A 25,007-nucleotide genomic window follows, 5' to 3' on the forward strand; every position below is an offset into this window, starting at 1 on the left:
CGATTCGCAACATTTCTTAACTTGCGCCTCCTCCGGGTGCGTGGAATAGTCGCCCAAGCAAGTGCTTGGTTGTCCCCCACAAAAAGAACAAAGGAGGAGGCCCTGTGGCTGATGCAGTCCGTTTGCCGCTTGAAGTTTTTTTTGAGCGTGAAGCTCGTCATCCGAACAAACGCTATCTGGTCCAGCCACTTGGTGGCGGCAGGATCGAGGAGCTGACCTGGGCCGAAGTGGGCGAACAAGCCCGCCGGGCCGCCAGTTGGCTCCGCGGTCGCGACCTGCCCCAGGGCAGCCGCATTGCGATCATCTCCAAGAATTGCGCTCACTGGATCGTCGCCGACTTCGCCATCTGGATGGCTGGCCACGTATCCGTTCCTCTGTATCCCAACCTCACAGCCGAATCGGTCCACCAGGTGCTGGAGCATTCCGAGTCGGCGCTGGCCTTCATCGGCAAGCTCGACGATTGGCCAGCCATGGCCGGTGGTGTGCCCGAAGGCGTGCCGACCGTTGCATTGCCGATCCACCCCGAAGGCACCTTCGATTTCAGCTGGGCCGACCTGCAGGCCGTCAACCCGATCCAGGACAGCCCCAAGGGTTCTGCAGACCAACTCGCCACCATCATCTATACCTCCGGCACCACGGGTACGCCCAAGGGGGTGATGCACAATTTCAGCAACTTCGCTTTCGCCGCCAACCATGGAATGAACCTGTTTCAGACCGGCGAGGAAGACCGATTGCTGTCCTACCTGCCGCTATGCCATGTGGCAGAGCGCATGTTCGTCGAGATGGGGTCGCTCTACGCCGGGCAGACGGTATTCTTCGCCGAAAGTCTGGAAACCTTCCTTGAGGACCTGCGTCGCGCACGGCCTACGGCCATTTTCGGCGTGCCGCGGATCTGGACCAAGTTCCAGATGGGTGTCTATTCGAAGATGTCGGCACAAAAACTCGATCGCTTGCTCAGGCTCCCCGTCATTGGTCGTATCGTCGGACGCAAGGTCCTCACTGGCCTCGGTCTTGATGCCGTGCGAAACGCCCTGTGCGGAGCCGCACCGGTGCCCGGTGCGCTGCTGAACTGGTACCAGCGCCTAGGCCTGGAAGTGCTGGAGGTCTACGGCATGACCGAGAACTGCGGTTACTCCCACCTGTGCCGCAAAGGTGAGGTGATGCCCGGTTGGATTGGCCGCAACAGTCCCGGCGTGGAAGTGCGCATCAGCGAAGACGGTGAAGTGCAGGTGCGCAGCGGTGCCACGATGCAGGGCTATTTCAAGGACCCCGCGAAAACTGCCGAAACCATTACCGAGGACGGCTACCTGCGCACCGGAGACAAGGGTGAGCAGGACGCCAAGGGCAACCTGCGCCTGACTGGCCGCATCAAGGAAATCTTCAAGACCAGCAAGGGCAAGTACGTGGCCCCGGCACCCATCGAGAACCGCCTGGCGGTGCATCCGCGTATCGAGCAGGTCTGTGTGGTGGGCGATGGGTTGCCCCAACCCATGGCGCTCTGCGTACTGTCCGAAGTAGGGCGGCAGGAGGCGGCCAACAGCGCCCGCTCAGAACTGGAGCTCAGCCTGCGCAGCCTGCTGGAAGAGGTCAACGGCGATCTCGACAAGCATGAGCGCCTGCATGGGCTGGTGCTGGTCAAGGACATCTGGGCGGTAGACAACGGTTTCCTGACTCCGACGCTGAAGATCAAGCGCAATATCGTTGAAGACGCTTATGGCAAGCGCTTCCCGGAATGGCTGGAACGCCAGGAAGCGGTGGTCTGGCACGAATGATCAAGTTTGGCCGGGACACCGCTCCCGGCCCTCCACAAGGAGCGACCCAATGGGCCTGTGGCGACAATCCCCCGATCTTGCACACCTCAACGAATCCCTGAAGAACACCATTGGCGAAGGCCTGGACATCCGTTTCGAGTCCTTCGACGACGAATCCTTGACCGCCAGCATGGTGGTCGATCAGCGCACCCACCAGCCATATGGCCTGCTGCATGGCGGCGCGTCGGTGGTGCTGGCGGAAACCCTCGGTTCCACTGCCAGCTTCCTGTGCATCGACGCCAGCCGCTACTACTGCGTCGGCCTGGAGGTCAACGCCAACCACTTGCGTGGCCTGCGCAGCGGCCGGGTCACCGCGGTGGCCCGGCCGGTGCATCTCGGTCGTACTACCCATGTCTGGGATATCCGACTGGCTGGCGAGGACGGCAAGCCCAGCTGCATTTCCCGCCTGACAATGGCCATCGTTCCCCTCGGCTCCGAGCCGCCGCGGCGCGGCTGACATGTAGGAGCGAGCTTGCTCGCGAAAGTTCGTGCTCGGGCTGTTCGCGAGCAAGCTCGCTCCTAAAGAAAGTCCGGCTTCATGCAGCTAGTCGGTGCATTTCAATCGTCACTGCTACAAGGGTGGATGACGCTCTATTCATCCACCATCGGAGCATGGGCGGGCATCGGACGGTGGAAATGAAAAGCGATTTCTACCCTATGGCATTTCGGGCCAATACTTCCGCAATTTTGTCCAAGAAGCTCACGGCGCCACGGAGTAAAGTGGCGCCCATGGACCAGACCAACCACATCCCCAGCTGCCTGCCGGGCGTCCGACTGATCGACGCCCAGTACCAGCACTTCGCCTTTCCCCGGCACTTCCATCTGGAGTACCACCTGGGACTGGTCGTGCGCGGTCGGCAACGCTACCTGCACCAGGGTGAAAGCCATCAGGCCGACACCGGGGACGTGTTGTTGATGGCGCCGGAGCAGATCCACGATGGCGCCGGCGTCGATGGCCAGAGCTATCAGATCCGTGTGCTGGCTTTCGATCCGCAATGGCTGGACGACGCCAGCCGCAGTCTCAGCGATGAGCGCCAGGGTGCGCCGCGCCTGACCACCAGCATCCTCCGGGACGCCAACTTGCGTGGCCAGTTGCAGGACCTGCACGGCGCGTTGCTGCAAGGGTCACGACTGGAGCAGGAAGGCCACCTCTGGCCAGCCTTGGCCAATCTGCTGGGACAGGGCTCCACCCTGCGAGTCCGTGAGCCGGAACATGGCTTTGATACCCGCACCTGGTCGCGCTTGAGGGAGTGGCTGGAGTCGCGCCTCGATTCACCGCCCTCTCTGGAAGAGCTGGCCCTGTTCTGTGGACTCAGCCCCTGGCAGGCATTGCGCCGCTTCAATCGCCAGTGCGGCCTGCCGCCTCACCAGTGGTTGACCCAATTGCGCCTGGAACGTGCGCTGCCTCGGGTCCTGCGTGGCGAGAGCCTGAGCGAGGTGGCCCTGGATCTGGGTTTCTACGACCAGGCGCATTTCTCGCGATTGTTCCGCCGCAACTACGGCGTACCACCGGCGAAGCTGCGCAGCCGCTGATCCACCGCCCCCGCTGAATTCCCCCAATATCCTGGAGATTCATCCATGCAGGAGACTTCCGTCTTGCTGTCGCTGGCGGCCGTGTTCGCCGTCGCCCTGGTCAGCCCCGGCCCCGATGTGGCCCTGGTGGTGCGTACCGCCATGCATGAAGGGCGTCGCGCCGGCCTCCTGAGCGCCCTGGGCCTGGCCTGCGGCATCCTCGTCCACGGCATGTTGGTGCTGACTGGCGTTGCCCTGCTGGTGAGCCGCTCGCCGATGCTCTTCGACCTGCTGCAGCTGATCGGCGCGAGCTATCTCGGCTGGCTTGGCATCGGGGCAGTGCGCGCCTGGTTCCGACGCGGACAGGGCGGCGGGAGCTTCGAGGGCGCGTTGTCACCTTCGGCTCTGGGCCCCTGGTTGCGCGGGCTGGCCACCAACCTGTTCAACCCCAAGGCGCTGGTGTTTTTCCTGGCAATGCTGTCCGGGCTTATTCCGGCGGATATGTCCTTCGCCGGCAAGGTCGGGGCGGCCGCGATTCTCTTCGGCATGGGGCTGGCCTGGTTCAGTGGCCTTGGCCTGGCACTCACCCGCGGTAGCAACCAGCAACTGCTGCTGCGCGCAGCGCCCGCCATCGATCTGGCCTGTGGCCTGGTCTTCCTGCTGGTGGCCCTGGGGTTGGCGGGCAGGCTGTTGGCACCGGGTCTTTGGCAATAGCGCCATCATCACTGGCGGTTACAGTCATTGCCGAGCGAGCGGGGCTGCCGGAAAATCCCGGCATTCTCCGACGAGCCGGATGCCATGCACACCATCTTCTTCGCCCATGCCAACGGCTTTCCTTCGGCCACCTACGGCAAGCTCTTCGCCGCCCTGGCGCCGGACTTCCGCGTTGAACACCTGGAACAACACGGCCATGACCCACGATTCCCGGTGAACGACAACTGGGAAAACCTGGTGGACGAACTCATCCATCACCTGGAAGCGCGCGGCGAGCCGGTCTGGGGCCTGGGGCATTCCCTGGGCGGCGTGTTGCACTTTCACGCGGCCCTGCGTCGGCCGGAGCTCTACCGCGGCGTGGTGATGCTCGATTCCCCAGTGCTGACCCTGGCTGACCGCATCGTCATCCGCGCGGCCAAGCGCTTCGGCTTCATCGACCGCATCACCCCGGCGGGCCGCACCCTTGGTCGCCGCGAGGAGTTCGGCGACTTCAGCGAGGCGCGCGACTACTTCGCCGGCAAGAACCTGTTCCGCCGCTTCGATCCGGATTGCCTGGATGCCTACGTCCAGCATGGCCTGGCTCGGCAGGGCGAGTCGCTGCGGCTGAAGTTCGACGCCGCCACCGAGATCAGCATTTACCGCAGCGTGCCTCACCGCACGCCCGGCCGTCCGCAACAGCTCAAGGTGCCCGTGGCACTGGTACGTGGGCGTCACAGCAAGGTGGTGATGCCGCACCATGCGCGACTGGTGAAGCGGGTGCCGCAAGGCGAATACCTGTCGCTGCCCGGCGGGCACATGTTCCCGCTGGAGCGACCCCAGGAAACCGCCGACCTTCTCAAATCCGTATTCGGCCGCTGGGACGGTCGTTGCCAGGAGGCCAGTGCATGACTGCCCAGGTCGAAGAAATCCGCCTCAACCTGCCCCATATCGAGCTGGCCGCTCACCTCTATGGCCCGGAGGACGGCCAGCCGGTGATCGCGCTGCATGGCTGGTTGGACAACGCCAACACCTTCGCCCGACTGGCGCCGCGTCTGCAGGGGCTGCGCATAGTCGCGCTCGATTTTGCCGGTCACGGGCTGTCGGCCCACCGGGGGCCGGGGGCGAGCTACCTGTTGTGGGATTACGCCGCTGACGTGCTGCTGGTGGCCGAGCAACTGGGTTGGGAGAAATTTTCCCTGCTCGGGCACTCCATGGGCGCCATCGTTTCGGTGATGCTGGCCGGCGCCATTCCCGAGCGGATCAAGCACCTGGCCCTGATCGATGGCCTGATGCCCTACACGGGCGAAGCCGAACAGGCGCCGGCCAAGCTGGGCGAGGCGCTACGCGCGCAACTGGCGCTGGTAGGCAAGCGCAAACCGGTCTACGCCGCGATAGACCGTGCCGTCGAGGCGCGCATGCGCGGTACGGGCGGTGTCAGCCGCGAGGCCGCCGAACTGCTTGCTGAGCGGGGCCTGATGCCGGTACCAGGCGGTTACACCTGGCGCACCGACAGCCGCCTGACCCTCCCGTCTCCGCTGCGCCTGACCCGTGCCCATGCATTGGCCTTCGCCCAGGCGGTGAAGTGTCCAACCATGCTGGTGCTGGCAGAGCAGGGCCTGCTGCATGTGGAGCCGAAGTTCGCCAGCCTTCTGGAGCAACTGCCCTTTGCGGTGCATTGCCTACCCGGCAAGCATCACCTGCACTTGGATGACGAGGCTGGCGCCCAGGCCGTAGCAGACTGTTTCAATCCCTTCTTCGCCATTCCTTGACTTGCACCGGCCAAGCGGGAAGGCTGGCCGCTTTTGGTCAGGGAGCAGTGGGATGGTCGATCGGCCTGGAACCACAGTGCGGCGCGGCATGATCCGTGGCGAGCGGCAGGAAAAGGTCGGGAAGCTGGTCCAGACTGCTCACTCCGGGACATATCGATAAGGATGCGCATGCGCCTCACCCTAATTGCCGGTCTTCTACTGGCAGCATCCGTGCAGGCAGCCGACCTGCCTGAAAGCCACGACCTGGCGGCATTGCCGCGTTTCCCCCATGCCGAGATCACCGACTTCCGCGAGAACCCGGACCAGGAGCGAACCTATCCGCAGAGCTCCATCCGCCGCATCAGCAACCAATTGCGCATGGAGCGCAAGATCGATGCGGAGGGCCGCCAGACTTCTGTAACCTACCGCCTGCCCACTGACCACAGCTCCTTCGATGCTTTCGACCGCGCCCGCCGCGACCTGCTCGCTGGCGGTGCCGAGTTGCTCTATTGGTGCCAGGGTCGCGATTGTGGCTCCAGCAGCCTCTGGGCCAACGCCATCTTCGGCAACTCCAAGCTGTATGGCCCGGACGAGCAGCAGGCCTACCTGTTGCTGCGCCTGGCTGAGCCGCATCAGGACAGCCTGCTTGCTCTCTACGGCATCACCCGGGGCAATCGCCGGGCCTACCTGCACGCCGAGCAGCTGGACGCCAACGCCCCCTTGGGTGAGTTGCTGCCAACCCCCGATACCCTGATGCGTGAACTGAAAAGCAGCGGTGAGCTGCACCTTGCGCGTCTGCCTGAGCAACCCTCGGATGCCTGGGCGACCCTGCTTTCGCGCTGCCTGAACCTTGATAGCACCCTTCGCATCAGTCTGGCTGGTGCGGGTGCCGAGGCCTGGCGCGAGGCGTTGGTGGGGCAGGGTGTACGCGCCGCGCGCCTGGAGCTGGGCGAGGGCAAGGGACCCGGTCTGCATCTGAATCTCCTGCGCTGAGTATCTGTCTCTATGCTTGTTCCTGCCGGCCGCGAGATGCGTGACGGCAGGCACGGCCTTTCCTTTCTGTTCGCCGGAGTGATTCAGGGATGTTGAACAACGATCGCCTATTGGTGCAGATCCTCCTGCTCGCTTTGCTTGGTGCCAGCCTCTGGGTGCTTGCCCCCTTTGTTTCTGCGCTGTTCTGGGCCGCCGTGCTGGCCTTTGCCAGCTGGCCGCTGATGCGCCTCTTGAGCAACCTGCTGAAAGGACGCGAGTCCGCGGCTGCCGCCTTACTCACCGCAGGTTGGGTGCTGTTGGTGGCGCTGCCGCTGGCGTGGCTGGTGGGCAACCTGGCCGAACATGTGCGCGATGCTACGGAGCTGGTGAAGAACGTCCAGGTGGAAGGCTTGCCGCCGCCACCGGACTGGTTGCAACAGGTGCCGTTGGTGGGTGAGCGCCTGGTTCGGGCCTGGCGCTCCATCGACGCCCAGGGCGCGGCCTTCTTTGCCAGCCTCAGGCCTTACATGGGGCAGGCCGGCAACTGGATTCTCGCGCGCACTGCTCAGATCGGCGGCGGCATGGTGGAACTGGTACTGAGTCTGGTGCTGGTGTTCTTCTTCTACCGCGATGGCCCGCGCATGGCGCTGTTCGTCGAGCGGGGCCTGGAGCGATTGATTGGTGATCGCGCTGAACACTATCTCGCACTGGTGGCCGGCACCGTGCAACGCGTGGTCAACGGCGTGATCGGTACCGCCGCCGCCCAGGCTGTGCTGGCGCTGATCGGTTTCTGGATCGCTGGTGTACCCGGTGCGCTGGTGCTGGGCATCGTCACCTTCGCCCTCAGCCTGATCCCCATGGGCCCGCCGCTTGTCTGGGTACCCGCAACGGCCTGGCTGGCCTGGCACGGTGACTATGGCTATGCGGTGTTCCTCGGCATCTGGGGCATGTTCGTCATCAGCGGCGTGGACAACGTGCTGAAACCCTACCTCATCAGCCGTGGTGGCAACCTGCCGTTGGTGGTGGTGTTGCTGGGCGTGTTCGGCGGAATCCTGGCCTTCGGCTTCATGGGGCTGTTCCTCGGCCCAACGCTGCTGGCGGTGGCCTACAGCCTGATCTCCGACTGGATCGGCGATGCGCAACCGCAGGTGGTGGTTTCCGCAGAGGCCCAGGAAAAGGAAAACCGGCCCTCCTGAGGAGCGGGGCGGCTCGCTGCGCGTTGAGCAATCCGCGGTGAGTCAGTCTGTCCGCAGCCCTTCGCCGCCCATGAAGGATCGATCCACCAGGCGAATGCTGTCTCGTCCGCCGCGTTTGGATTCGTAGAGCGCGGCATCGCCTTGCTCGATCAATGCCGCCAGGCTGGTCGGTGGCTGGTCGAACAGGCTGGCGCCGATGCTCAGGGTTACTGCCTCGGGTGTGTCGAAGTTCCGCGAGGCTGTCGCGTGGAACTGCTCCCGCAGTCGGTTGCCCAGCTCGAAGATGCGTTCACGTGAGGCACGGCTCAGCAGGACGACGAATTCGTCGCCGCCCAGCCGCGCGGCAAGCGCTCGTTCGGGCAGTAGCGAGCGGATTATCTCGCTGAGCGCCACCAGCAACCGGTCTCCCGCACCATGGCCGTACAGGTCGTTGACCAGTTTGAAATTATCGATATCGATCAGTAGCAATGCACCCGGCTGAGTGCCGCTGACCTCTTCAAGCAGGCGCGGTGCGCGCGCTTCGAGGGCGCGGCGGTTGTAGAGGGCGGTCAGCGGGTCGCGTGCGGCCAGCCGTGCTATCCGTTTCTCTCGCCGATGACGTTCGGTGCCGGTCATCGACAGGGCGATCAGCATGATCGCCATCGCGCCTTCGACCAGCGAGATCTGGATGATCTCGCCACGGAAGGCGGCGAGATCCACCAGCGTGCCAGGAACCACGGCCGTCAGAGACTTGGCCAGGTAGAAAATGCCGTGGGCCAGCAACACGTAGCGCAGCTGCACCGCGCCTACGCTCAGCGACTTGCCGTGGGGACGCAGGAGTGCGCTGGCCCTGAGCGCCAGCAGGGCGACCAGCAGCGAGTTGGCCAGGAACATGATCTTCGACCACAGCGGCCCATCCGGCAGCAGCAATAGGGCCGCCCAGGTGACGAAGATCAGGTACCAGGCCCGGGACAGCCGCGTCCCGGTGAAGCGCGCAACCCCCAGCAGGAACAGCCAGTGGGCGATCACCAGCAGACCGTTGGCGAACCAGATGCCGATGAACAGGAGACCGTTCCCGCGCAGCAGGGCCAGTGTCGAGCCAATGGTGATGGTGGCGAAGCCGGCGCTCCAGAACAACAGAGTGGGTTCACGAACGCTGCCCCATTCGACCGCCAGGTACAGGGCGGCGGCAGCTGCAAGGGCGATTGAAAGGGTCAGCATCGTGGGCGGATCGAGCGGCATATCCGAAGTGGGCTGTATGGCGGTTGAAGCCCACGATTGTAAGCGCTCGGTGCGACCTTTCGCAGCGTCCTCCCGGCTTTTCCGGACGAGGATGAGGTCGGGTCAATCATTAGCCCGGGGTTCCCGTCGGATGGGGCGGGTGAGCCGGCCACCCTGAAGGTGGCCGGCACCTTTCAGGCCGACAGACTCAACTGGCTGCCGACGCGGCTACTGCTGTAGCCGGAGCCGGCTTCGTACTGCTTGAGCAGTGCCGCCACCAGGCGGCCGTAGTCCGGGTCGTCAGTGCTTGCCGTCGACCCCTCCGACTAATCGAACTGCATGCCCTCCGATCCCCGGCCCTGCGGTGGAGGCGACGGTGCGAGGAAGGCGGTTTCCTCCTGGCTGAGGCTGCCGTCACCGTTGGCGTCCAGCAGGCTGGAGAGTTTTTCCTGGGCCTTGTTCTGTCCCGAAGCGCCGCAGTCTTGCGAGCGCGCCGAGGATGAGGTCGAACTGGTGGCGTAGTTGTAGCTGCCGTAGTTCGAGTAACTGCCGACTCCACTGATCATGGGGTTACTCCTGTGCAGGTTGGCGGAACCGGAAGGGGTCTTCCGGTTCTGGCTGTCTCGGCGGGCCAGTTGTCCAGGCGATGTGCGTGTTGTATCGGAGACTGACAAAGGCACATGGGTGCGCTGCGCGCTCTGGTGCGCATGGTGTTCCTGCCGGTCAGCGGAGGGGCAAGGTCAATCTCGCCAGCAGTCCGCCGGCTTCAGGCGCCAGCAACTCCAGGTCGCCACCCTGGCGCCGTGCAGCATCGCGGGCGATGGTCAGGCCCAGGCCGATGCCTCCGGAATTGCGATTGCGCGAGCCTTCCACGCGGTAGAAGGGCTCGAACACCGCTTCGCGCAGCTCGGCGGGAATACCCGGGCCGTGGTCGCACACGTCGATACGTACCTGTTTCTGGCCATCCTCCAGCCGGAGATGGGCGTGGCCTGCGAAGCGCAGCGCGTTGTCCAGGCGCCAGGCGTCGAAGCGGATGCTATTGCGGCTTTCGGTGCGCGGCGCGCGGCGCGTCGCGATCGTCGCGCACACGGCGAAGGATGGTCTGGATGCGCGCCACCAGTTCGCGCGGTTCGAACGGTTTGGCCATGTAGTCGGCGGCACCCATTTCCAGCCCGATGATTCGATCCGCCGGTTCGCAGCGGGCGGTGAGCATCAGGATCAGAATGTCCGACTCCGCCCGTAGCCAACGGCAAAACGAGAGGCCGTCCTCGCCGGGCTGCATCAGGTCCACGTCGAAGCGTTCCTCGGCCAGGGCCTGGCGCATGCCCTGGCCATCGTCCACGCCTATCGCCTCGATGTTGAAGCGCGCCAGGTAGCCACAGAGCAGCTCACGAATGGGCGCGTCATCGTCCACGATCACCGCGCGGACGCTCCAGCGGTTCCGGGTGAAGGGCGTGCCCGAGGCGGAAGTCGATTGCATGGTGAAGCTCATGGCGAGGAGAGGGTGGGCAAGTGCCAGCCCGGGAATCACAAGGGAGGCTGCTAACGCGAGCGGGGCACGCTAGCCATCGGTGGGCAAGGTGGCGCAGCAGGGTATCGGGGGCGTGTCGGGTTTGTATCGGGGTGGATACAAAGTGGTATGCAGACCCCTCACATCCAGCGAGATGCGGCTTCCCTCACCCCATCCTCTCCCAGTGGGAGAGGGGTTGTTCGTGCAGGTGGTTGGCCTGGCGTCACCCCTCGCCCTTCGGGAGAGGGGCCGGGGCCGGGGGCGAGGCCTGCCGATCTCATGCACGGTTCTCAACAGAACTTCTTTACGCATTCTTGATGCCCCGCAGTCCTCCCCGGACTCGTTCCTTTACGCCCCCCCTTCCGACAATGGCTCCACGGCGGCAAAGACCGCATCTAGGAGTACAGGCAATGAGCATTCTCGACGGGGTGTCCCTGGTCTTGGCCATGGGACTTTTCATCTATCTGCTGGTGGCGCTGCTGCGCGCCGAGCGCGGCTAGGAGGCCACATGCAACTTCAGGACATCGGCCTCATCCTGGCCTTCTTCATGCTGGTGCTGGTACCGGCACCTTTCCTTGGGCGCTTCTACTACCGGGTGATGGAAGGGCAGCGTACCTTCCTGACTCCGGTGTTCGCGCCCGTGGAGCGTTTCTGCTACCGCATTGCCGGCGTCGACGCCGAGCGTGAACAGGACTGGAAGGGCTACTGCGTGGCCCTGCTGGCCTTCAATCTGGCGGGGTTCGTGCTGCTGTTCGCCATCCTCATGCTGCAAGGCGCGCTGCCGCTCAACCCGCAGAAGCTTCCCGGCCTGGAGTGGAGCCTGGCGTTCAACACGGCAGTGAGCTTCGTCACCAATACCAACTGGCAGGCCTACAGTGGCGAGGCGGCACTGAGCTACTTCAGCCAGATGGTCGGCCTGGGCGTGCAGAACTTCGTCAGTGCCGCCGTGGGGCTCTGCGTGCTGGTGGTGTTCGCCCGTGGCATCAGCCGCCGCAGCACCGATCGCCTGGGCAACTTCTGGGTGGATCTGACCCGCGGCGCCCTCTACGGCTTGTTGCCGCTGTGCCTGGTGCTGGCGCTGTTCCTGGTCTGGCAGGGTGTTCCGCAGACTTTCCTCGACTATGCCCATGCGGTGACCCTGCAGGGCGCCGACCAGACCATCCCGCTGGGCCCGGCGGCCAGCCAGATCGCAATCAAGCAATTGGGTACCAATGGCGGCGGCTTCTTCGGCGTCAATTCGGCGCACCCGTTCGAGAACCCCACCGCCTGGAGCAACCTGCTGGAGATGGCTTCCATCATCCTGATCCCGGCGGCCCTGGTGTTCACCTTCGGCTACTACGTGAAAGACCTGCGTCAGAGCCGTGCGCTGCTGGCCAGCATGCTGGTGCTGTTCGTCATCGGCCTGGGCGTGACCCTCTACAGCGAATACCAACCGAACCCGGCCCTGGCCGCGCTGCCCATTGAGCAGACCGGTTCCCTGGAAGGCAAGGAAAGCCGCTTCGGCATTGCCGCGTCGGCGCTCTGGGCGGTCACCACCACGGCTGCGTCCAACGGTTCGGTGAACGCGATGCATGACAGCTTCAGCGCGCTGGGCGGGATGGTCCCGATGTTCAACATGATGCTCGGCGAGATCGTCTTCGGCGGTGTCGGTGCAGGCCTCTACGGCATGCTGCTGTTCGTATTGATCGCCGTGTTCCTCGCCGGCCTGATGATCGGCCGCACGCCCGAATACCTCGGCAAGAAGCTGGAAGCCCGCGAAGTGCGCCTGCTGGTGGCAACCCTGCTGGTGATGCCGGTGGGCGTGCTGGTGTTCTGCGGCCTGGCCATCAGCCTCGCCGGCCCGGCGGCGTCCATCACCAACCCGGGCGCCCATGGCTTCAGCCAGGCCCTATATGCCTACACCTCGGGTACCGCCAACAACGGTTCGGCCTTCGCCGGTTTCGGTGCCAACACGCCGTTCCACAATGTGCTGATCGGCCTGGCGATGATCCTCGGTCGCTTCGGCTACATCCTCCCGGTACTGGCCATCGCCGGCAGCCTGGCGATGAAGAAACGCGCACCGCTGGGAGCCAACAGCTTCCCCACCCATGGTCCGCTGTTCGTCACCCTGCTGACTCTGACCATCCTGCTGGTGGGTGGCCTGACCTTCCTGCCGGCTCTGGCCCTCGGGCCGATCGCTGAACACCTTGCGCTGATCCAGGGCTTCTAACGGAGAAAATCATGAATGCCCCCATCCAGGCGCTCAAAGGCGCCAAGCAGCAACCCAGGACTTCCTTCGCCGCGCTGTGGAAACCCGCGCTGCGCCAGGCCTTCGTCAAGCTCGATCCGCGCCAGCTGGTGCGTTCCCCGGTGATCCTGGTGGTCGAGCTCACCGCTGTGCTGACCACCATCCTGTGCCTGATCCCCACTCCGGCGGTGAGCACTGGCCTGGCTGTACAGATCGCGCTCTGGCTGTGGTTCACCGTGCTCTTCGCCAACTTCGCCGAAGCGCTGGCGGAGGGCCGTGGCAAGGCCCGTGCCGACAGTCTGCGCGCCGGCAGCCAGGGCCTGACCGCGCGCCGCCGGAAAAGCAATGGCCAGCTCGAGACCGTGTCGGCGGCCAGCCTGCGTCGTGGTGATATCGTGCGCGTTGAAGCCGGTGAGCTGATTCCGGGCGATGGCGAGGTGATCGAGGGGATTGCCGCGGTCAACGAAGCGGCCATCACTGGCGAATCGGCTCCAGTGATCCGTGAGTCTGGCGGCGACCGTTCCGCCGTCACCGGCAACACCCGCATCGTTTCCGACTGGCTGTTGGTGAAAATTACCGCTAACCCGGGCGAGTCGACCCTGGACCGGATGATCGCCCTGGTAGAGGGCGCCAAGCGCCAGAAGACCCCTAACGAAGTGGCTCTGGACATCCTGCTTATCGGCCTGACCCTGATCTTCCTGCTGGTGGTGGCCACCCTGCAGCCGTTTGCCCGATTCGCCGGTGGCGACCTGCCGCTGGTCTACCTGGTGGCGCTGCTAGTGACGCTGATCCCCACCACCATTGGTGGCCTGCTGTCGGCTATCGGCATTGCCGGCATGGACCGCCTGGTGCGCCTGAACGTGATCGCCAAGTCCGGCCGTGCGGTGGAAGCCGCCGGCGACGTGCATGTGCTGCTGCTGGACAAGACCGGCACCATCACCTTCGGCAACCGCCGTTGCAGCGCGATGATCAAGGCCCCGGGCGTCGGCGGCAAGGAACTCTCCGATGCCGCGCTGCTGGCTTCCCTGGCTGACGAAACCCCGGAAGGCAAGTCCATCGTGGAATACCTGCGCGCGCTGCACTCCATGCAGGAGCCGGCCCGCGAGGAAATCCAGGTCATCCCATTCACCGCCGAGACCCGACTCTCTGGTGCCGACTGGGCCGGCCGCAGCTACCGCAAGGGCGCGGTGGATGCGGTGCTCGCCTGGGTAGGCATCGGCCGTGAAGAGGTGCCGGCCCCGTTGGCTCGCGAGATCGAGAAGATCGCCCAGAGCGGCGGTACGCCTCTGCTGGTGGCGGCCGACGGCAAGCTGCTGGGCGCCATTCACCTCAAGGACGTGGTCAAGCCTGGCATCCGCGATCGCTTCGCCGAGTTGCGGCAGATGGGCATCCGCACCGTGATGGTGACCGGCGACAACCCGCTGACCGCCGCTGCCATCGCCGCGGAAGCCGGTGTGGACGACGTGATCGCCGAAGCGACGCCGGAGAAGAAGCTGGCGCGCATTCGCCAGGAGCAGGGCGAGGGCAAGATGGTCGCCATGTGCGGCGACGGCGCCAACGACGCGCCAGCACTGGCCCAGGCCGACGTTGGCCTGGCCATGAACGATGGCACCCAGGCCGCCCGCGAGGCCGCCAACCTGGTGGACCTGGATTCCGACCCGACCAAGCTGCTCGACGTGGTGCAGGTGGGCAAGGAACTGCTGGTCACCCGTGGCGCCCTGACCACCTTCTCGGTGGCCAACGACGTGGCCAAGTACTTCGCCATCCTTCCCGCGCTGTTCGCCGGAATCTACCCGCAGCTCGGGGTGCTCAACGTGATGCAGTTGGCCAGTCCGCAGAGTGCGATCCTCTCGGCCATCGTGTTCAACGCGCTGATCATCATCGGCCTCATCCCCCTGGCCCTGCGTGGGGTTCGGGTGCAGGCCAGCGATGCTGCCAGCCTGTTGCGCCGCAACCTGCTGATCTATGGCCTGGGTGGCATCGTCGCACCCTTCGTCGGCATCAAGGTGATCGACGTCCTGCTCAATGCAGTAGGACTGGTTTGAACATCCCCCTCTCCCTCCGGGAGAGGGGCCGGGGGTGAGGACTTCTCGCCCCCCAGCAAGACTTAGATTTCCTGCGAGGAACTGAATATGCTTAGCCAACTCCGCCCCGCCCTGAGCCTTCTGGCCCTGATGACCCTGATTACTGGCGTCGCCTATCCCCTGACTGTCACCGGTATTGCCCAGTTGGCCTTCCCCGAGCAGGCCAATGGCAGCCTGGTGCGCGATGCCAAGGGCGAGGTACGCGGCAGCAGCCTGCTGGCGCAGAACTTCGAAGGCCCGCAGTGGTTCCAGCCGCGACCCTCGGCCGCCGGCTTCGCCACCGTGGCCAGCGGCGCCAGCAACCTGGCACCGAGCAACCCGGCCCTGGCCGAGCGCATCAACAAGGAGGCGCACCGCCTGGCCACCGAGGGCCATGGCAAGGTGCCCATGGCCCTGGTGACCACCTCCGGCAGCGGCCTGGACCCGCACCTTCCGCCGAATGCCGCGCGCTTCCAGATTCCGCGCATCGCTGCCGAACGCGGCCTGCCGACAGATATGCTGGAACGCCTGGTGGAACAGAACACCGAACGGTCCCTCGTGGGCCCTGAAGTGGTCAACGTGCTTGCCCTGAACACTGCGTTGAATGAGATGACTCGATGAGTGATGCCCAGCGCGCCGACGCGCTTCTGGCCGAAATGCCCCGTGGCGGGCGTGGTCGCCTGAAGGTTTTCCTCGGCGCAGCACCCGGCGTGGGCAAAACATACGCGATGCTCCAGGCCGCCCAGGCGCAATTGCGCCAGGGCGTCGACCTGCGCGCGGGCGTGGTGGAAACCCACGGCCGCGCGGAAACCGAAGCCATGCTCGCCGGGCTGCCGCAACAACCGCTGCGGCACTTCGACTATCGCGGCGTGACGCTCACCGAGATGGACCTCGATGGCATCCTCGCGCAACCACCGCGTCTGGTTCTGGTGGACGAACTGGCCCACACCAACGCGCCTGGCAGCCGCCACGCCAAGCGCTGGCAGGATGTGCAAGAGCTGCTCGACGCCGGCATCGACGTCTACACCACGGTCAACGTCCAGCATCTGGAGGCCCTCAACGACCAGGTGCATGACATCACTGGCGTGCATGTCCGCGAGACATTGCCGGACTGGGTATTGCAAGAGGCCGACGAAATACTCCTGATCGACCTGCCGCCGCGCGAGCTGCTGGAGCGCCTGCGCGAAGGCAAGGTCTACGTGCCTGAGCAGGCCCGAGCCGCCATTGACGCCTTCTTCTCCCAGACCAACCTCACCGCGCTGCGCGAACTGGCCATGCAGACCGCCGCCGCACGGGTGGATGCCGACCTCAACCGGCGTTACCGCCAGCGCGGCCTGGAAGCGCCCGCCGTGCGCGGCCGCTTGCTGGTGGGTATCGACGGCGACCACCAGGCCGAACGCCTGGTGCGCCACGCCAGCCGGGTTGCCGAGCGGCGTCACCTGCCCTGGTCGGTGGTGTATGTGGATACCGGCGGCGCCCGTTCCGAAGAGGTGCGGGCGCGCCTGCAGGGTGCCCAGCAACTGGCCGAGCGCCTGGGTGGCGAAGTGGTGACCTTGCGCGCCGAGTCTGTTGCCAAGGCCTTGGTGCAACACGCTGACGAGCGTCGTGCCAGCCTGCTGCTGGTAGCGCGCAGCCGTCGGCGCCTGCGCCGTCGCCTGCTCGGTCGCGGTCTGGCGGAACGCCTGCTGAGTCTCGCCGAGGGGCTGGAAGTCAGCGTGCTGGACACCGAGGCCGACCGCCGTCCGTCCAGTCCGCGTGCCAGTCATCCCTCCCGCCTGCTGGACTACGGCCTGGCGGTGCTGGCTGCAGCCACAGCCAGCGCGTTGGCCTGGGCGGTGTCCCATACCCTTGAGCTGCCGAACATTTCCCTGGTGTTCCTTGCCGCCGTACTGCTGGTGGCGGTGCGCAGCAGCCTGGGGCCTGCGTTGGTATGTGCCGGGCTGTCCTTCCTGGCCTATGACTTCCTGTTCATTCCGCCGACCTTTTCGTTGACCATCGCCCGCCAGGAAGACGTCCTGACCTTACTGTTTTTCCTGCTGATGGCCGGGGTGACGGGCAACCTGGCCTCGCGCCAGCGCCGCCAGCTCGATGCACTGCGCGATACCCAGTCGGAAACCACTGCGCTGCTCGACCTCTCACGCAAACTCACCGCCGCCACTGATCGCCAGGCCGTGCTGAACGTAGCCGTGCAGCAATTCGGTGCCTGGACCGACGTAGAGGTCTGCCTGCTGTCGCGGGGCCGCGATGGTGTCTGGAAGGTGGAGGCCGGCGCCCACCGCCTGCTGGGCGACCAGGAGCGTGCCGCAGCCGAGTGGTCCTGGCAGCACGACCAGCCGGCAGGCCCCGGTACTGACACCCTGCCCGGCGGGCGCTGGTGGTGGCTGCCGCTGTCGGGAGAGGAAGGGCCGCTGGTGCTGCTTGGTATCAGCCCGCGCGACGAAGTGCCGCTGCCGGCGGGCAGGCGTCGGCTGATCGCCGCCCTCGGCCAGCCCCTGGCCCAGGCCCTGGCCCGTGCACAGCTGGCCGAAGAGTTGGAGGCCGCGCGCCTGCACGGCGAAACCGAACAGTTGCGTAGTGCCTTGCTGGCGTCGGTTTCCCATGACCTGCGCACACCGCTCACGGCCATGCGTGGTTCCATCGACAGCCTGCTGGCCCTGGGTGAAGCCATTCCCATGGCCGATCGCCGGGAGTTGCTGGAGGGTACCCGCGACGAAGCCGAGCGCCTCGATCGCTACATCCAGAACCTGCTGGACATGACCCGCCTGGGGCACGGTGGTCTCAAGCTCGCACGCGACTGGGTGGCTCCGGTGGACATTGTCGCCAGCGCGTTGCAGCGTCTGCGCCCGGTTCTGGCACCGTTGCAGGTGGAGACCCGGGTGCCGGAGCAGTTGCCGTTGCTGTATATACATGCGGCCCTGATCGAGCAGGCGCTGGTCAACGTGTTGGAGAACGCTGCGCGTTTCTCGCCCAGTCAGGGGCAGCTGCGGATCGCCGTCGAGGCCGACGACGCCGAGTTGCGCTTCTCCGTCAGCGACCAGGGGCCGGGCATTCCGCCGGACGAACGCGACAGGATCTTCGATATGTTCTATACCGCTGCCCGAGGTGACCGGGGCGGACAGGGCACAGGCCTCGGCCTGGCGATCTGCCAGGGCATGGTCGGCGCCCACGGCGGCCGTGTGAGCGTAGGCGAAGGCCTGGACGGCCGCGGCGCGACCCTGACCCTGCACCTGCCGCTGCATCCGCAGCCGCAGTTGGAGGAAGAATGATCCCCGCTCGATACCAATCCCGTAGGAGCGAATTCATTCGCGAAGCGGGCCGCAGGACCATCTTGCGGGGCTGGGAATCACGGACAGCGGTGCTGTGCTTCGCGAATGAATTTGCTCCCACGGAAAAGCAGTCCGCAATTGAAATGGAAACTACGAACGCGTCATGACAACCAACCAGCCGACCATTCTGGTCATCGATGACGAAGCGCAGATCCGCAAGTTCCTGCGCATCAGCCTGGCCGCGCAGGGCTACCGGGTGCTGGAAGGCGCCAATGGCCGCGCAGGATTGGAGCAGGCGGCGCTGGCCAGGCCGGACCTGGTGGTGCTCGACCTGGGCCTGCCGGATATGGACGGCCAGGACGTGCTGCGTGAGCTGCGCGAATGGTCCCAGGTGCCGGTGCTGGTGCTTTCGGTGCGCGCCAGCGAGGGGGAAAAGGTGCTGGCCCTGGACGGCGGCGCCAATGACTACGTAACCAAGCCCTTCGGTATTCAGGAGTTTCTTGCCCGCGTGCGCGTGCTCCTGCGCCAGGCAGGGCCGGGCGAACAACCGGAGGCCAGCGTTGCCAGCGGCCCGTTGCAGCTGGACTTCGCCTATCGCCGGGTGACCCTCGAAGGCGAAGAGGTTGGGCTGACGCGCAAGGAGTACGCGGTGCTCGCGCAGCTGGCACGCCACCTCGGTCGGGTGGTCACCCAGCAGCAACTGCTCAAGGACATCTGGGGCCCGACTCACGTGGAGGACACCCATTACCTGCGGGTGGTCGTCGGCCATCTGCGGCAGAAGCTCGGCGATGACCCGGCCAACCCGAGATTCATCGTCACCGAAGCCGGTGTCGGCTATCGCTTGAGGGAAGCCTGAACAGCCTCCTTCACTGTGTCGTCCTGGCCACGGCGTGCGTCCAGAGCTGCATGAGCGCGCTGGCGCTCCCCCATTGGAAGGATCGGAATGCAGCAGCTGTTGAACGAAATCCTCGACGAAGTCCGTCCCCTGATCGGCCAGGGCAAGGTCGCCAGTTACATCCCTGCGCTTTCCTGCGTCAGCGCGGACCAGCTCGGCATCGCCGTCTACAGCAACGAAGGCGAGCTGTTCTACGCCGGTGATGGCCTGACACCGTTTTCCATCCAGAGCATCTCCAAGGTCTTCAGCCTGGTGCAGGCGATCCAGCATTCCGGGGAGGGCATCTGGCAGCGCCTTGGACATGAACCTTCCGGGCAACCATTCAATTCCCTGGTACAGCTGGAATTCGAACGCGGCGTACCGCGCAACCCTTTCATCAACGCCGGTGCCCTGGTGATCTGCGATATCAATGAATCGCGCTTCGCGGCGCCGTCGTTGTCGATGCGCGATTTCGTCCGGCGGCTGTCCGGCAACCCCCGCGTGGTGTCAGACGAAGTGGTGGCGCGATCCGAGTACCAGCACCGCGCGCGCAACGCCGCGATGGCCTACCTGATGCAGTCCTTTGGCAACTTCCACAATGACGTGGAGGCTGTGTTGCACAGCTACTTCCACCATTGCGCCATTCGCATGAGCTGCGCCGACCTGGCACTGGCCTTCAGCTTTCTTGCCAATAACGGCGTCAGCCCCCACAGCGGCGAGCAGGTGGTCAGTCCGCGCCAGGCCAAGCAGTTGAACGCCATCATGGCCACCAGCGGTCTCTACGACGAAGCCGGCAACTTCGCCTATCGCGTTGGCCTGCCGGGCAAGAGCGGAGTAGGGGGCGGGATCGTCGCGGTGGTGCCGGGGCGCTTCACCGTCTGCGTCTGGTCGCCGGAACTGAACGAAGCCGGCAACTCCCTGGTGGGTATGGCGGCGCTGGAGAAACTGTCCGAGCGAATCGGCTGGTCGATTTTCTAGCGGGGCGGAGGGGGCGGGTAGATATCTGCAGGGGCGAATGAATTCGCCCCTGCAGAAGAGCAGATCGAGCTTCCCGATCAATTCCCCTGCTCGTACCGTTCCAGTGTTTCTCGGGCGATCTGCCTGCCTAGCTGGATCAGCTCCGGCGCCTTGTAGAACTCGAAGAAACGGCACACCCGCTTGGGCACGTTGATCAGGATGTCCGGCGGGTAGCCGGCGATCTTGTATTGCGCGAGCGACGTCTGCATCACCTCGAAGCTCTGGTTCACCAGGTCCAGCAGGGAGGCGGGGCCGACGCTGGCGATCACATGTGAGCCGCTGGCGGATCTGGGGGCGCCTTCGGCCTCCGGTGCGGCCGCTGGCTGCTGCATTTGCGGTGCGGCGCTCTCCAGCCAGGGATTACCGCCGGGCAGGCTCTCCGGGTCGAGCACGCCGTGTGCCTCAGGACCGGTGCGCTTGAAGAAGGACAGGCGTGAGCTGACGGATTCCATCAGCAGGTCGATGCGGCCCTTGATCGCCGGGGGGCGCTCGATTACCGGCAGTTGGTACTCGCGCTGGGTGGTGGCGTTGAGGTTGACGGCGATGATCAGGTCGCAGTGACTGGACACCACCGGAACGATCGGCAGGGGATTGAGCAGCCCGCCGTCCACCAGCATGCGACTACCCTGGACTACCGGGGTGAACAGGCTGGGAATGGCCGCCGAGGCACGCATGGCCTGGTGAAGGCAGCCTTCCTGGAACCAGATTTCCTGCTGGTTGGTGAGGTCGGTGGCGACTGCCGTGTAGGGAATCGACAGGTCTTCGATGTTGATCTCGCCGACGATCTCGCGAATACGGCCGAAGACCTTTTCGCCGCGAATGGCGCCCAGACGGAAACTCACATCGAGCAGACGCAGCACGTCCAGGTAATCGAGGCTTTCGGTCCAGTCACGATAGTGATGCAACTTGCCGGCGGCATATATGCCACCCACCACGGCGCCCATGGAGCAACCGGCGATGCAGGCGATCTCGTAGCCGCGTGCCTCTATCTCCTCGATCACGCCGATGTGCGCATAGCCGCGCGCACCCCCCGAACCCAGCACCAATGCCACGCGCTTGCTCATGCATAACTCCCCCGACAACAGTGCTTTGACGATACGCCGGTGGCAAGGCCGTCGCCACCTGCCGATCAGTCCACGGAGTTGAATCTTCCGGGTACCTAACTGCCTTTCGACCCACTAGAATTTGTCGATCTTCACCATTGGAGTTTTATCCATGAAAGCTTGGATCAGCGTGCCTTTGATCGCTTTGTTGCTCGTCGGTTGTGCCGGTAAGACGGCCCATCGCAGCAGTTGTGCATCGGAGCTCGACGCGGCCTGGAAGGAACTGGACCTGGCCAAGGCCGAAGGGTTCTCCGGCACCGTGAGTTACTCCAAGGCGCTGAGCCTGCTTACCGCCGCCAAGACCCAGCAGCAGTTCGAGGCGTTCGAGGGCTGCACCAACAAGGCCGAGAAGGCACGCTTCTACATCCAGGAGTCGCGCGCCGGCCGCTGAGTCGGTCTGGACTCCACCCCGCCGAAAAGTCATTGCCGACCGGACGATTGCGATCGGCAATGGTACATCTGTCCCAATTTCCCGCTTCCACGGCTCGTGATGCCATTCCCGTACGGGCAAAGGCGGACTAGCATCTCCCGGCACGAAACGGGAGATAACAATGCACAACAATTCCCAGCGGTCGGCACCCTTGCATGTGCTGATCATCGGCGCCGGTTTTGGTGGCCTGGGCCTGGCTATCCAGTTGCAGAAGGCAGGCTTCAACGACTTCCTGATCCTGGAGAAGGGCAGCGAGGTTGGCGGCACCTGGCGTGACAACAGCTACCCCGGCGCGGCCTGCGATGTGCCTTCGCACCTCTATTCCTTTTCTTTCGAGCCCAAGTCCGACTGGTCGCGCAAGTTCGCCCCGCAGGCGGAAATCTTCGCCTATCAGCGCCATTGCGCCGACAAGTACGGCCTGCGCCAGCACATCCGCTTCAATTGCGAGGTGGAAGGCGCCGAGTTCGATGTATCAAGCGGCACCTGGCAGGTACGGACCCGCAATGGCGAAAGCTTTCGTGCCAGGGCGCTGGTCAGTGCCTGTGGCCAGTTGAACCGGCCGGCACGGCCACGCATTGCAGGGCTGGATGGCTTCAAGGGCGAGTTGTTCCATTCCGCCCGCTGGAACCATGACTACCCGCTGGAGGGTAAGCGGGTAGCGGTGATCGGTACGGGCGCCAGTGCCATCCAGTTCATCCCGCAGATCGCTCCCAAGGTGGCGCGCCTGTCGCTGTTCCAGCGCTCGGCGGCCTATGTGATACCCAAGCCGGACCGTGCCTACCGTTCCTGGGAACTGGCACTGATGCGACGCTTGCCATGGCTGCAGAAGTTCGACCGGATGCTCAAGTACATCCAGCACGAATCGCGGGTGCTGGCGTTCTCGGTGTTCCCGCCGCTGATGAAACTGATGCAATTTCGCTTCCGCCAGCATCTGAAACGCGGTATCGCTGACCCGGCCTTGCGCCAGCGACTGGTGCCGGACTATCCGCTGGGCTGCAAGCGCATTCTGATTTCCAACGACTTCTACCCGACCCTGGCACGGCCGAACGTGGACGTGATCGATTGCGGCATCCGCGAAGTGACGGCAGACGCCGTGGTGAGCAGCGATGGCCAGCGCCATGAGGTGGACGCCATCATCCTCGGCACCGGTTTCACCGCGACCGACTTCCTTGCGCCGATGAGCATTCGCGGGCTGGGCGGACGTGACCTGAACGAGGCGTGGCGGAAGGGCGCGGAGGCCTATCTCGGCGTCAGCGTCAGCGGCTTCCCGAACTTGTTCATTCTCTACGGACCCAATACCAACCTGGGCCACAACTCCATCATCTACATGCTGGAAAGCCAGTTCCCCTATGTGCTGGACGGCATACGGGCGCTGGGCGATCTCCGCTACCTGGACCTCAAGCCCGAGGTGCAGCGCCATTTCAATCAGCGCCTGCAACAGGACGTGCGCCACACCGTCTGGGAGCAGGGCTGCAACAGCTGGTACAAGACCGCTGACGGCCGCAATACCAACAACTGGCCGGGCTTCACCTTCAGCTACCGCCAACAGACCCGTCGCCTGGAGTTGGATCTCTATGAATGCACCCGTTGAATTCACCGCCCCCGAGCCTGGCCAGCCGCTGCTGCGCGCGACCTTGCGCGGTGCTCTGCGCCTGCTGTTCCGTGGTCTGATGCGGCCGCCGTTGCCCGTACAGATGCAGCGGCTGGTGCTGCGCCTGCTCACCGCGAGCACCCTGGCGCCGCGGGGGGTACTGCGCGAGGCCGGGCTGTTGGGGGGCCGGCCCTGCGAATGGCACCGGCCCAAGGGCGGCAGCCATGTGGTGCTGCTCTACCTGCATGGCGGTGCGTTCATTACCGGTTCGCCCGCGACCCATCGCGCCATCACCGCGAGCCTCGCCAGGCGCGCGGGTGTTGCTGTGTGCGCGCAGGATTACCGACTGGCGCCGGAGCATCCGTTTCCTGCCGCCAGGGAAGACGCCGTGGCTGCTTACCGCGAGCTGCTGGAAGCCGGCTATCCGGCTTCGCGCATCATCATCGGCGGCGATTCGGCAGGCGGTAACCTGACCCTGCTCACCGCATTGGAAATTCGTCGCCAGGGCTTGCCTCGACCGGCGGGGTTGATCTGCTTTTCTCCGGTCACCGACCTCAGCGGTACGGCCCAGCACAATCCGCCGGCGGGCGATCCCCTGATCCACCCGGCCTGGGTGGAGCAGGCGATGGACCTCTATTGCCCGCCGGGGCTGGATCGCCGTGATCCGGCCCTGTCGCCACTGTTCGCCGATCTAGCCGGGCTGCCACCGATGCTGGTGCAAGTGGCCGAGGACGAAGTCCTGCGCGATGACAGCCTGCGGCTGGCCGAACGGGTACGGGCGGCGGGTGGCTGGGTGCGGCTGGAGCGCTATCCGGGGCTCTGGCATGTGTTCCAGGCCCATACCGGGGTGCTGCGTACCGCCGACCAGGCGCTGGCCAGTGCCGCCGACTTCATCTGCAAGCATGTGGAAGAGGAGGCCTGAGATGGACAACATCCTGATTACCGGCGCCGCCTCCGGTATCGGCGCGGCGACCGCCCGTCTGTTTCACGAGCGCGGCTGGCAGGTCGGTCTGATCGACCGCGATGCCGATGCCCTGGCCACCCAGGCGGCGGCATTGGGCGGCGTCTGGCACCAGACCCTGGACGTGACCGACCTGGTTGCTGTGAAGAGTGCCCTGGCTGACTTCTGCGGCCGCCACGACGGCCAGTTGCGCCTGCTCTTCAACTGCGCGGGCGTACTGCGCTTCGGGCATTTCGAGGAGATCGACATGGCTGAGCACGCGCGCATCCTCGACATCAACGTGCTGGGGCTGGTGCAAGTCACCCACGCGGCCTTTCCCTACCTCAAGGCAACCCGTGGTGCGCAGGTGATCAGCATGGGCTCTGCCTCCGGGGTGTACGGCACGCCGCACATGGCCAGTTACTCGGCCTCCAAGTTCGCGGTACGCGGCTTCACCGAAGCGCTGGAGCTCGAATGGCGCCGCCATGGCATTCGAGTCGGCGACCTCATGCCGCCTTTCGTGCGCACGCCCATGGTCAGCAGCCAGCGCTTCGAACCGCCGGTGCTGCGTCGCCTGGGGGTGAACCTGAATGCCGAGGACATCGCCCAGGCCGCCTGGCAGCAAGCCCAGGGCGCGACGGTGCATCGGCCGGTGAGCTGGCTGTTCCGCCTGATGTACGGCGCGGGACAGGTTTCGCCGGCCTGGGTGAACCGGGGGATCATGAAGCTGCTGAGCGGGGCTTGAGCGAGCGGAGTGGCCGTGGGAGCGAGCTCCGCTCGCGAATAGCTCCAGCGCGATGTTTCGCGAGCAGAGCTCGCTCCTACAGTCTCATTGCCACCCCGAATCGAGGATG

Annotated in this window: 22 protein-coding genes and 1 pseudogene; 19 read left to right on the forward strand and 4 right to left on the reverse strand. The window is 65.0% G+C overall.

The annotated features are described in order from the left end of the window. Positions 1-104: 104 nt before the first annotated feature. The 8 genes from SA496_RS08555 to SA496_RS08590 all read left to right on the forward strand — a co-directional run bounded on the left by SA496_RS08555 (position 105) and on the right by SA496_RS08590 (position 7,932). Positions 105-1,772, forward strand: coding sequence for an AMP-binding protein (locus SA496_RS08555; RefSeq protein ID WP_280358464.1), 1,668 nt, complete (start codon positions 105-107; stop codon positions 1,770-1,772). A gap of 49 nt (positions 1,773-1,821) precedes the next feature. Continuing rightward, positions 1,822-2,268, forward strand: coding sequence for a hotdog fold thioesterase (locus tag SA496_RS08560; RefSeq protein WP_120651590.1), 447 nt, complete (start codon positions 1,822-1,824; stop codon positions 2,266-2,268). 272 nt (positions 2,269-2,540) lie between these two features. Beyond that, positions 2,541-3,344 carry an AraC family transcriptional regulator gene (locus SA496_RS08565; RefSeq protein WP_120651589.1) on the forward strand — a complete coding sequence of 268 codons (804 nt, stop codon included), beginning with the start codon at positions 2,541-2,543 and terminating at the stop codon, positions 3,342-3,344. A 45-nt stretch (positions 3,345-3,389) separates the two neighbouring features. Next, positions 3,390-4,037 (forward strand): LysE family translocator, encoded by a 648-nt coding sequence (locus SA496_RS08570; protein WP_153921149.1) that lies wholly within the window; start codon positions 3,390-3,392, stop codon positions 4,035-4,037. A gap of 84 nt (positions 4,038-4,121) precedes the next feature. Beyond that, entirely contained in the window at positions 4,122-4,925 is an 804-nt protein-coding gene (locus SA496_RS08575) for an alpha/beta fold hydrolase (protein ID WP_153921151.1), read from the forward strand. Then, on the forward strand, positions 4,922-5,785 hold the full coding sequence (locus SA496_RS08580; RefSeq protein ID WP_120651586.1) for an alpha/beta fold hydrolase: 864 nt from the start codon (positions 4,922-4,924) through the stop codon (positions 5,783-5,785). The genes SA496_RS08575 and SA496_RS08580 overlap by 4 nt, the downstream gene beginning before the upstream one ends. Positions 5,786-5,947: 162 nt before the next feature. Next, positions 5,948-6,757, forward strand: coding sequence for a DUF4892 domain-containing protein (locus tag SA496_RS08585; protein WP_120651585.1), 810 nt, complete (start codon positions 5,948-5,950; stop codon positions 6,755-6,757). A gap of 89 nt (positions 6,758-6,846) precedes the next feature. After that, the gene (locus SA496_RS08590; RefSeq protein WP_120651584.1) at positions 6,847-7,932 is read left to right on the forward strand and encodes an AI-2E family transporter; all 1,086 of its coding nucleotides are present in this window, start codon (positions 6,847-6,849) and stop codon (positions 7,930-7,932) included. A gap of 42 nt (positions 7,933-7,974) precedes the next feature. On the opposite strand, the gene SA496_RS08595 is transcribed toward SA496_RS08590, so the two are convergent. From SA496_RS08595 to SA496_RS08605, 3 genes and pseudogenes are all read right to left on the reverse strand, one after another. After that, entirely contained in the window at positions 7,975-9,153 is a 1,179-nt protein-coding gene (locus SA496_RS08595; RefSeq protein WP_330115267.1) for a GGDEF domain-containing protein, read from the reverse strand. Positions 9,154-9,458: 305 nt separating this feature from the next. Beyond that, positions 9,459-9,698 (reverse strand): hypothetical protein, encoded by a 240-nt coding sequence (locus tag SA496_RS08600; protein WP_330115268.1) that lies wholly within the window; start codon positions 9,696-9,698, stop codon positions 9,459-9,461. A 157-nt stretch (positions 9,699-9,855) separates the two neighbouring features. Further along, positions 9,856-10,624: pseudogene (locus SA496_RS08605) on the reverse strand (ATP-binding protein). Positions 10,625-11,052: 428 nt separating this feature from the next. Between SA496_RS08605 and kdpF the strand changes: the two are divergent. The 7 genes from kdpF (at position 11,053) to glsB (ending at position 20,050) form a co-directional block, all read left to right on the forward strand. Then, positions 11,053-11,142 carry a K(+)-transporting ATPase subunit F gene (kdpF, locus tag SA496_RS08610; protein ID WP_036996920.1) on the forward strand — a complete coding sequence of 30 codons (90 nt, stop codon included), beginning with the start codon at positions 11,053-11,055 and terminating at the stop codon, positions 11,140-11,142. An 8-nt stretch (positions 11,143-11,150) separates the two neighbouring features. Continuing rightward, positions 11,151-12,851 (forward strand): potassium-transporting ATPase subunit KdpA, encoded by a 1,701-nt coding sequence (gene kdpA, locus SA496_RS08615; RefSeq protein ID WP_153921158.1) that lies wholly within the window; start codon positions 11,151-11,153, stop codon positions 12,849-12,851. Positions 12,852-12,862: 11 nt separating this feature from the next. Continuing rightward, entirely contained in the window at positions 12,863-14,914 is a 2,052-nt protein-coding gene (gene kdpB, locus SA496_RS08620) for a potassium-transporting ATPase subunit KdpB (RefSeq protein ID WP_120651579.1), read from the forward strand. Between the two features lie 87 nt (positions 14,915-15,001). Continuing rightward, positions 15,002-15,553, forward strand: coding sequence for a potassium-transporting ATPase subunit KdpC (kdpC, locus tag SA496_RS08625; protein ID WP_120651578.1), 552 nt, complete (start codon positions 15,002-15,004; stop codon positions 15,551-15,553). After that, positions 15,550-18,198 (forward strand): sensor histidine kinase, encoded by a 2,649-nt coding sequence (locus tag SA496_RS08630; RefSeq protein WP_120651577.1) that lies wholly within the window; start codon positions 15,550-15,552, stop codon positions 18,196-18,198. The genes kdpC and SA496_RS08630 overlap by 4 nt, the downstream gene beginning before the upstream one ends. Before the next feature lie 163 nt (positions 18,199-18,361). Next, positions 18,362-19,054, forward strand: a complete 693-nt coding sequence (locus tag SA496_RS08635; protein WP_153921164.1) for a response regulator — start codon at positions 18,362-18,364, stop codon at positions 19,052-19,054. Positions 19,055-19,141: 87 nt separating this feature from the next. Then, entirely contained in the window at positions 19,142-20,050 is a 909-nt protein-coding gene (glsB, locus tag SA496_RS08640; protein WP_120651575.1) for a glutaminase B, read from the forward strand. A gap of 77 nt (positions 20,051-20,127) precedes the next feature. Here the strand turns inward: glsB and SA496_RS08645 are convergent, their stop codons facing one another. Next, the gene (locus SA496_RS08645; RefSeq protein ID WP_120651574.1) at positions 20,128-21,153 is read right to left on the reverse strand and encodes a patatin-like phospholipase family protein; all 1,026 of its coding nucleotides are present in this window, start codon (positions 21,151-21,153) and stop codon (positions 20,128-20,130) included. Positions 21,154-21,304: 151 nt separating this feature from the next. Here SA496_RS08645 and SA496_RS08650 point away from each other — a divergent pair, with 151 nt between their 5' ends. From SA496_RS08650 to SA496_RS08665, 4 genes are all read left to right on the forward strand, one after another. Then, positions 21,305-21,583: a hypothetical protein gene (locus tag SA496_RS08650; protein WP_120651573.1), complete on the forward strand. Its 279-nt coding sequence runs from the start codon at positions 21,305-21,307 to the stop codon at positions 21,581-21,583. Positions 21,584-21,743: 160 nt separating this feature from the next. Then, positions 21,744-23,213: a flavin-containing monooxygenase gene (locus SA496_RS08655; protein WP_330115269.1), complete on the forward strand. Its 1,470-nt coding sequence runs from the start codon at positions 21,744-21,746 to the stop codon at positions 23,211-23,213. Continuing rightward, positions 23,197-24,135, forward strand: a complete 939-nt coding sequence (locus tag SA496_RS08660) for an alpha/beta hydrolase (RefSeq protein WP_153921168.1) — start codon at positions 23,197-23,199, stop codon at positions 24,133-24,135. Before SA496_RS08655 ends, SA496_RS08660 begins: the two co-directional genes overlap by 17 nt. A 1-nt stretch (position 24,136) precedes the next feature. After that, positions 24,137-24,898 carry an SDR family oxidoreductase gene (locus tag SA496_RS08665; protein ID WP_153921170.1) on the forward strand — a complete coding sequence of 254 codons (762 nt, stop codon included), beginning with the start codon at positions 24,137-24,139 and terminating at the stop codon, positions 24,896-24,898. The last annotated feature ends 109 nt before the right edge of the window (positions 24,899-25,007 follow it).

The organism is Pseudomonas sp. JS3066, assembly GCF_036328175.1.
Taxonomy (GTDB): domain Bacteria; phylum Pseudomonadota; class Gammaproteobacteria; order Pseudomonadales; family Pseudomonadaceae; genus Metapseudomonas.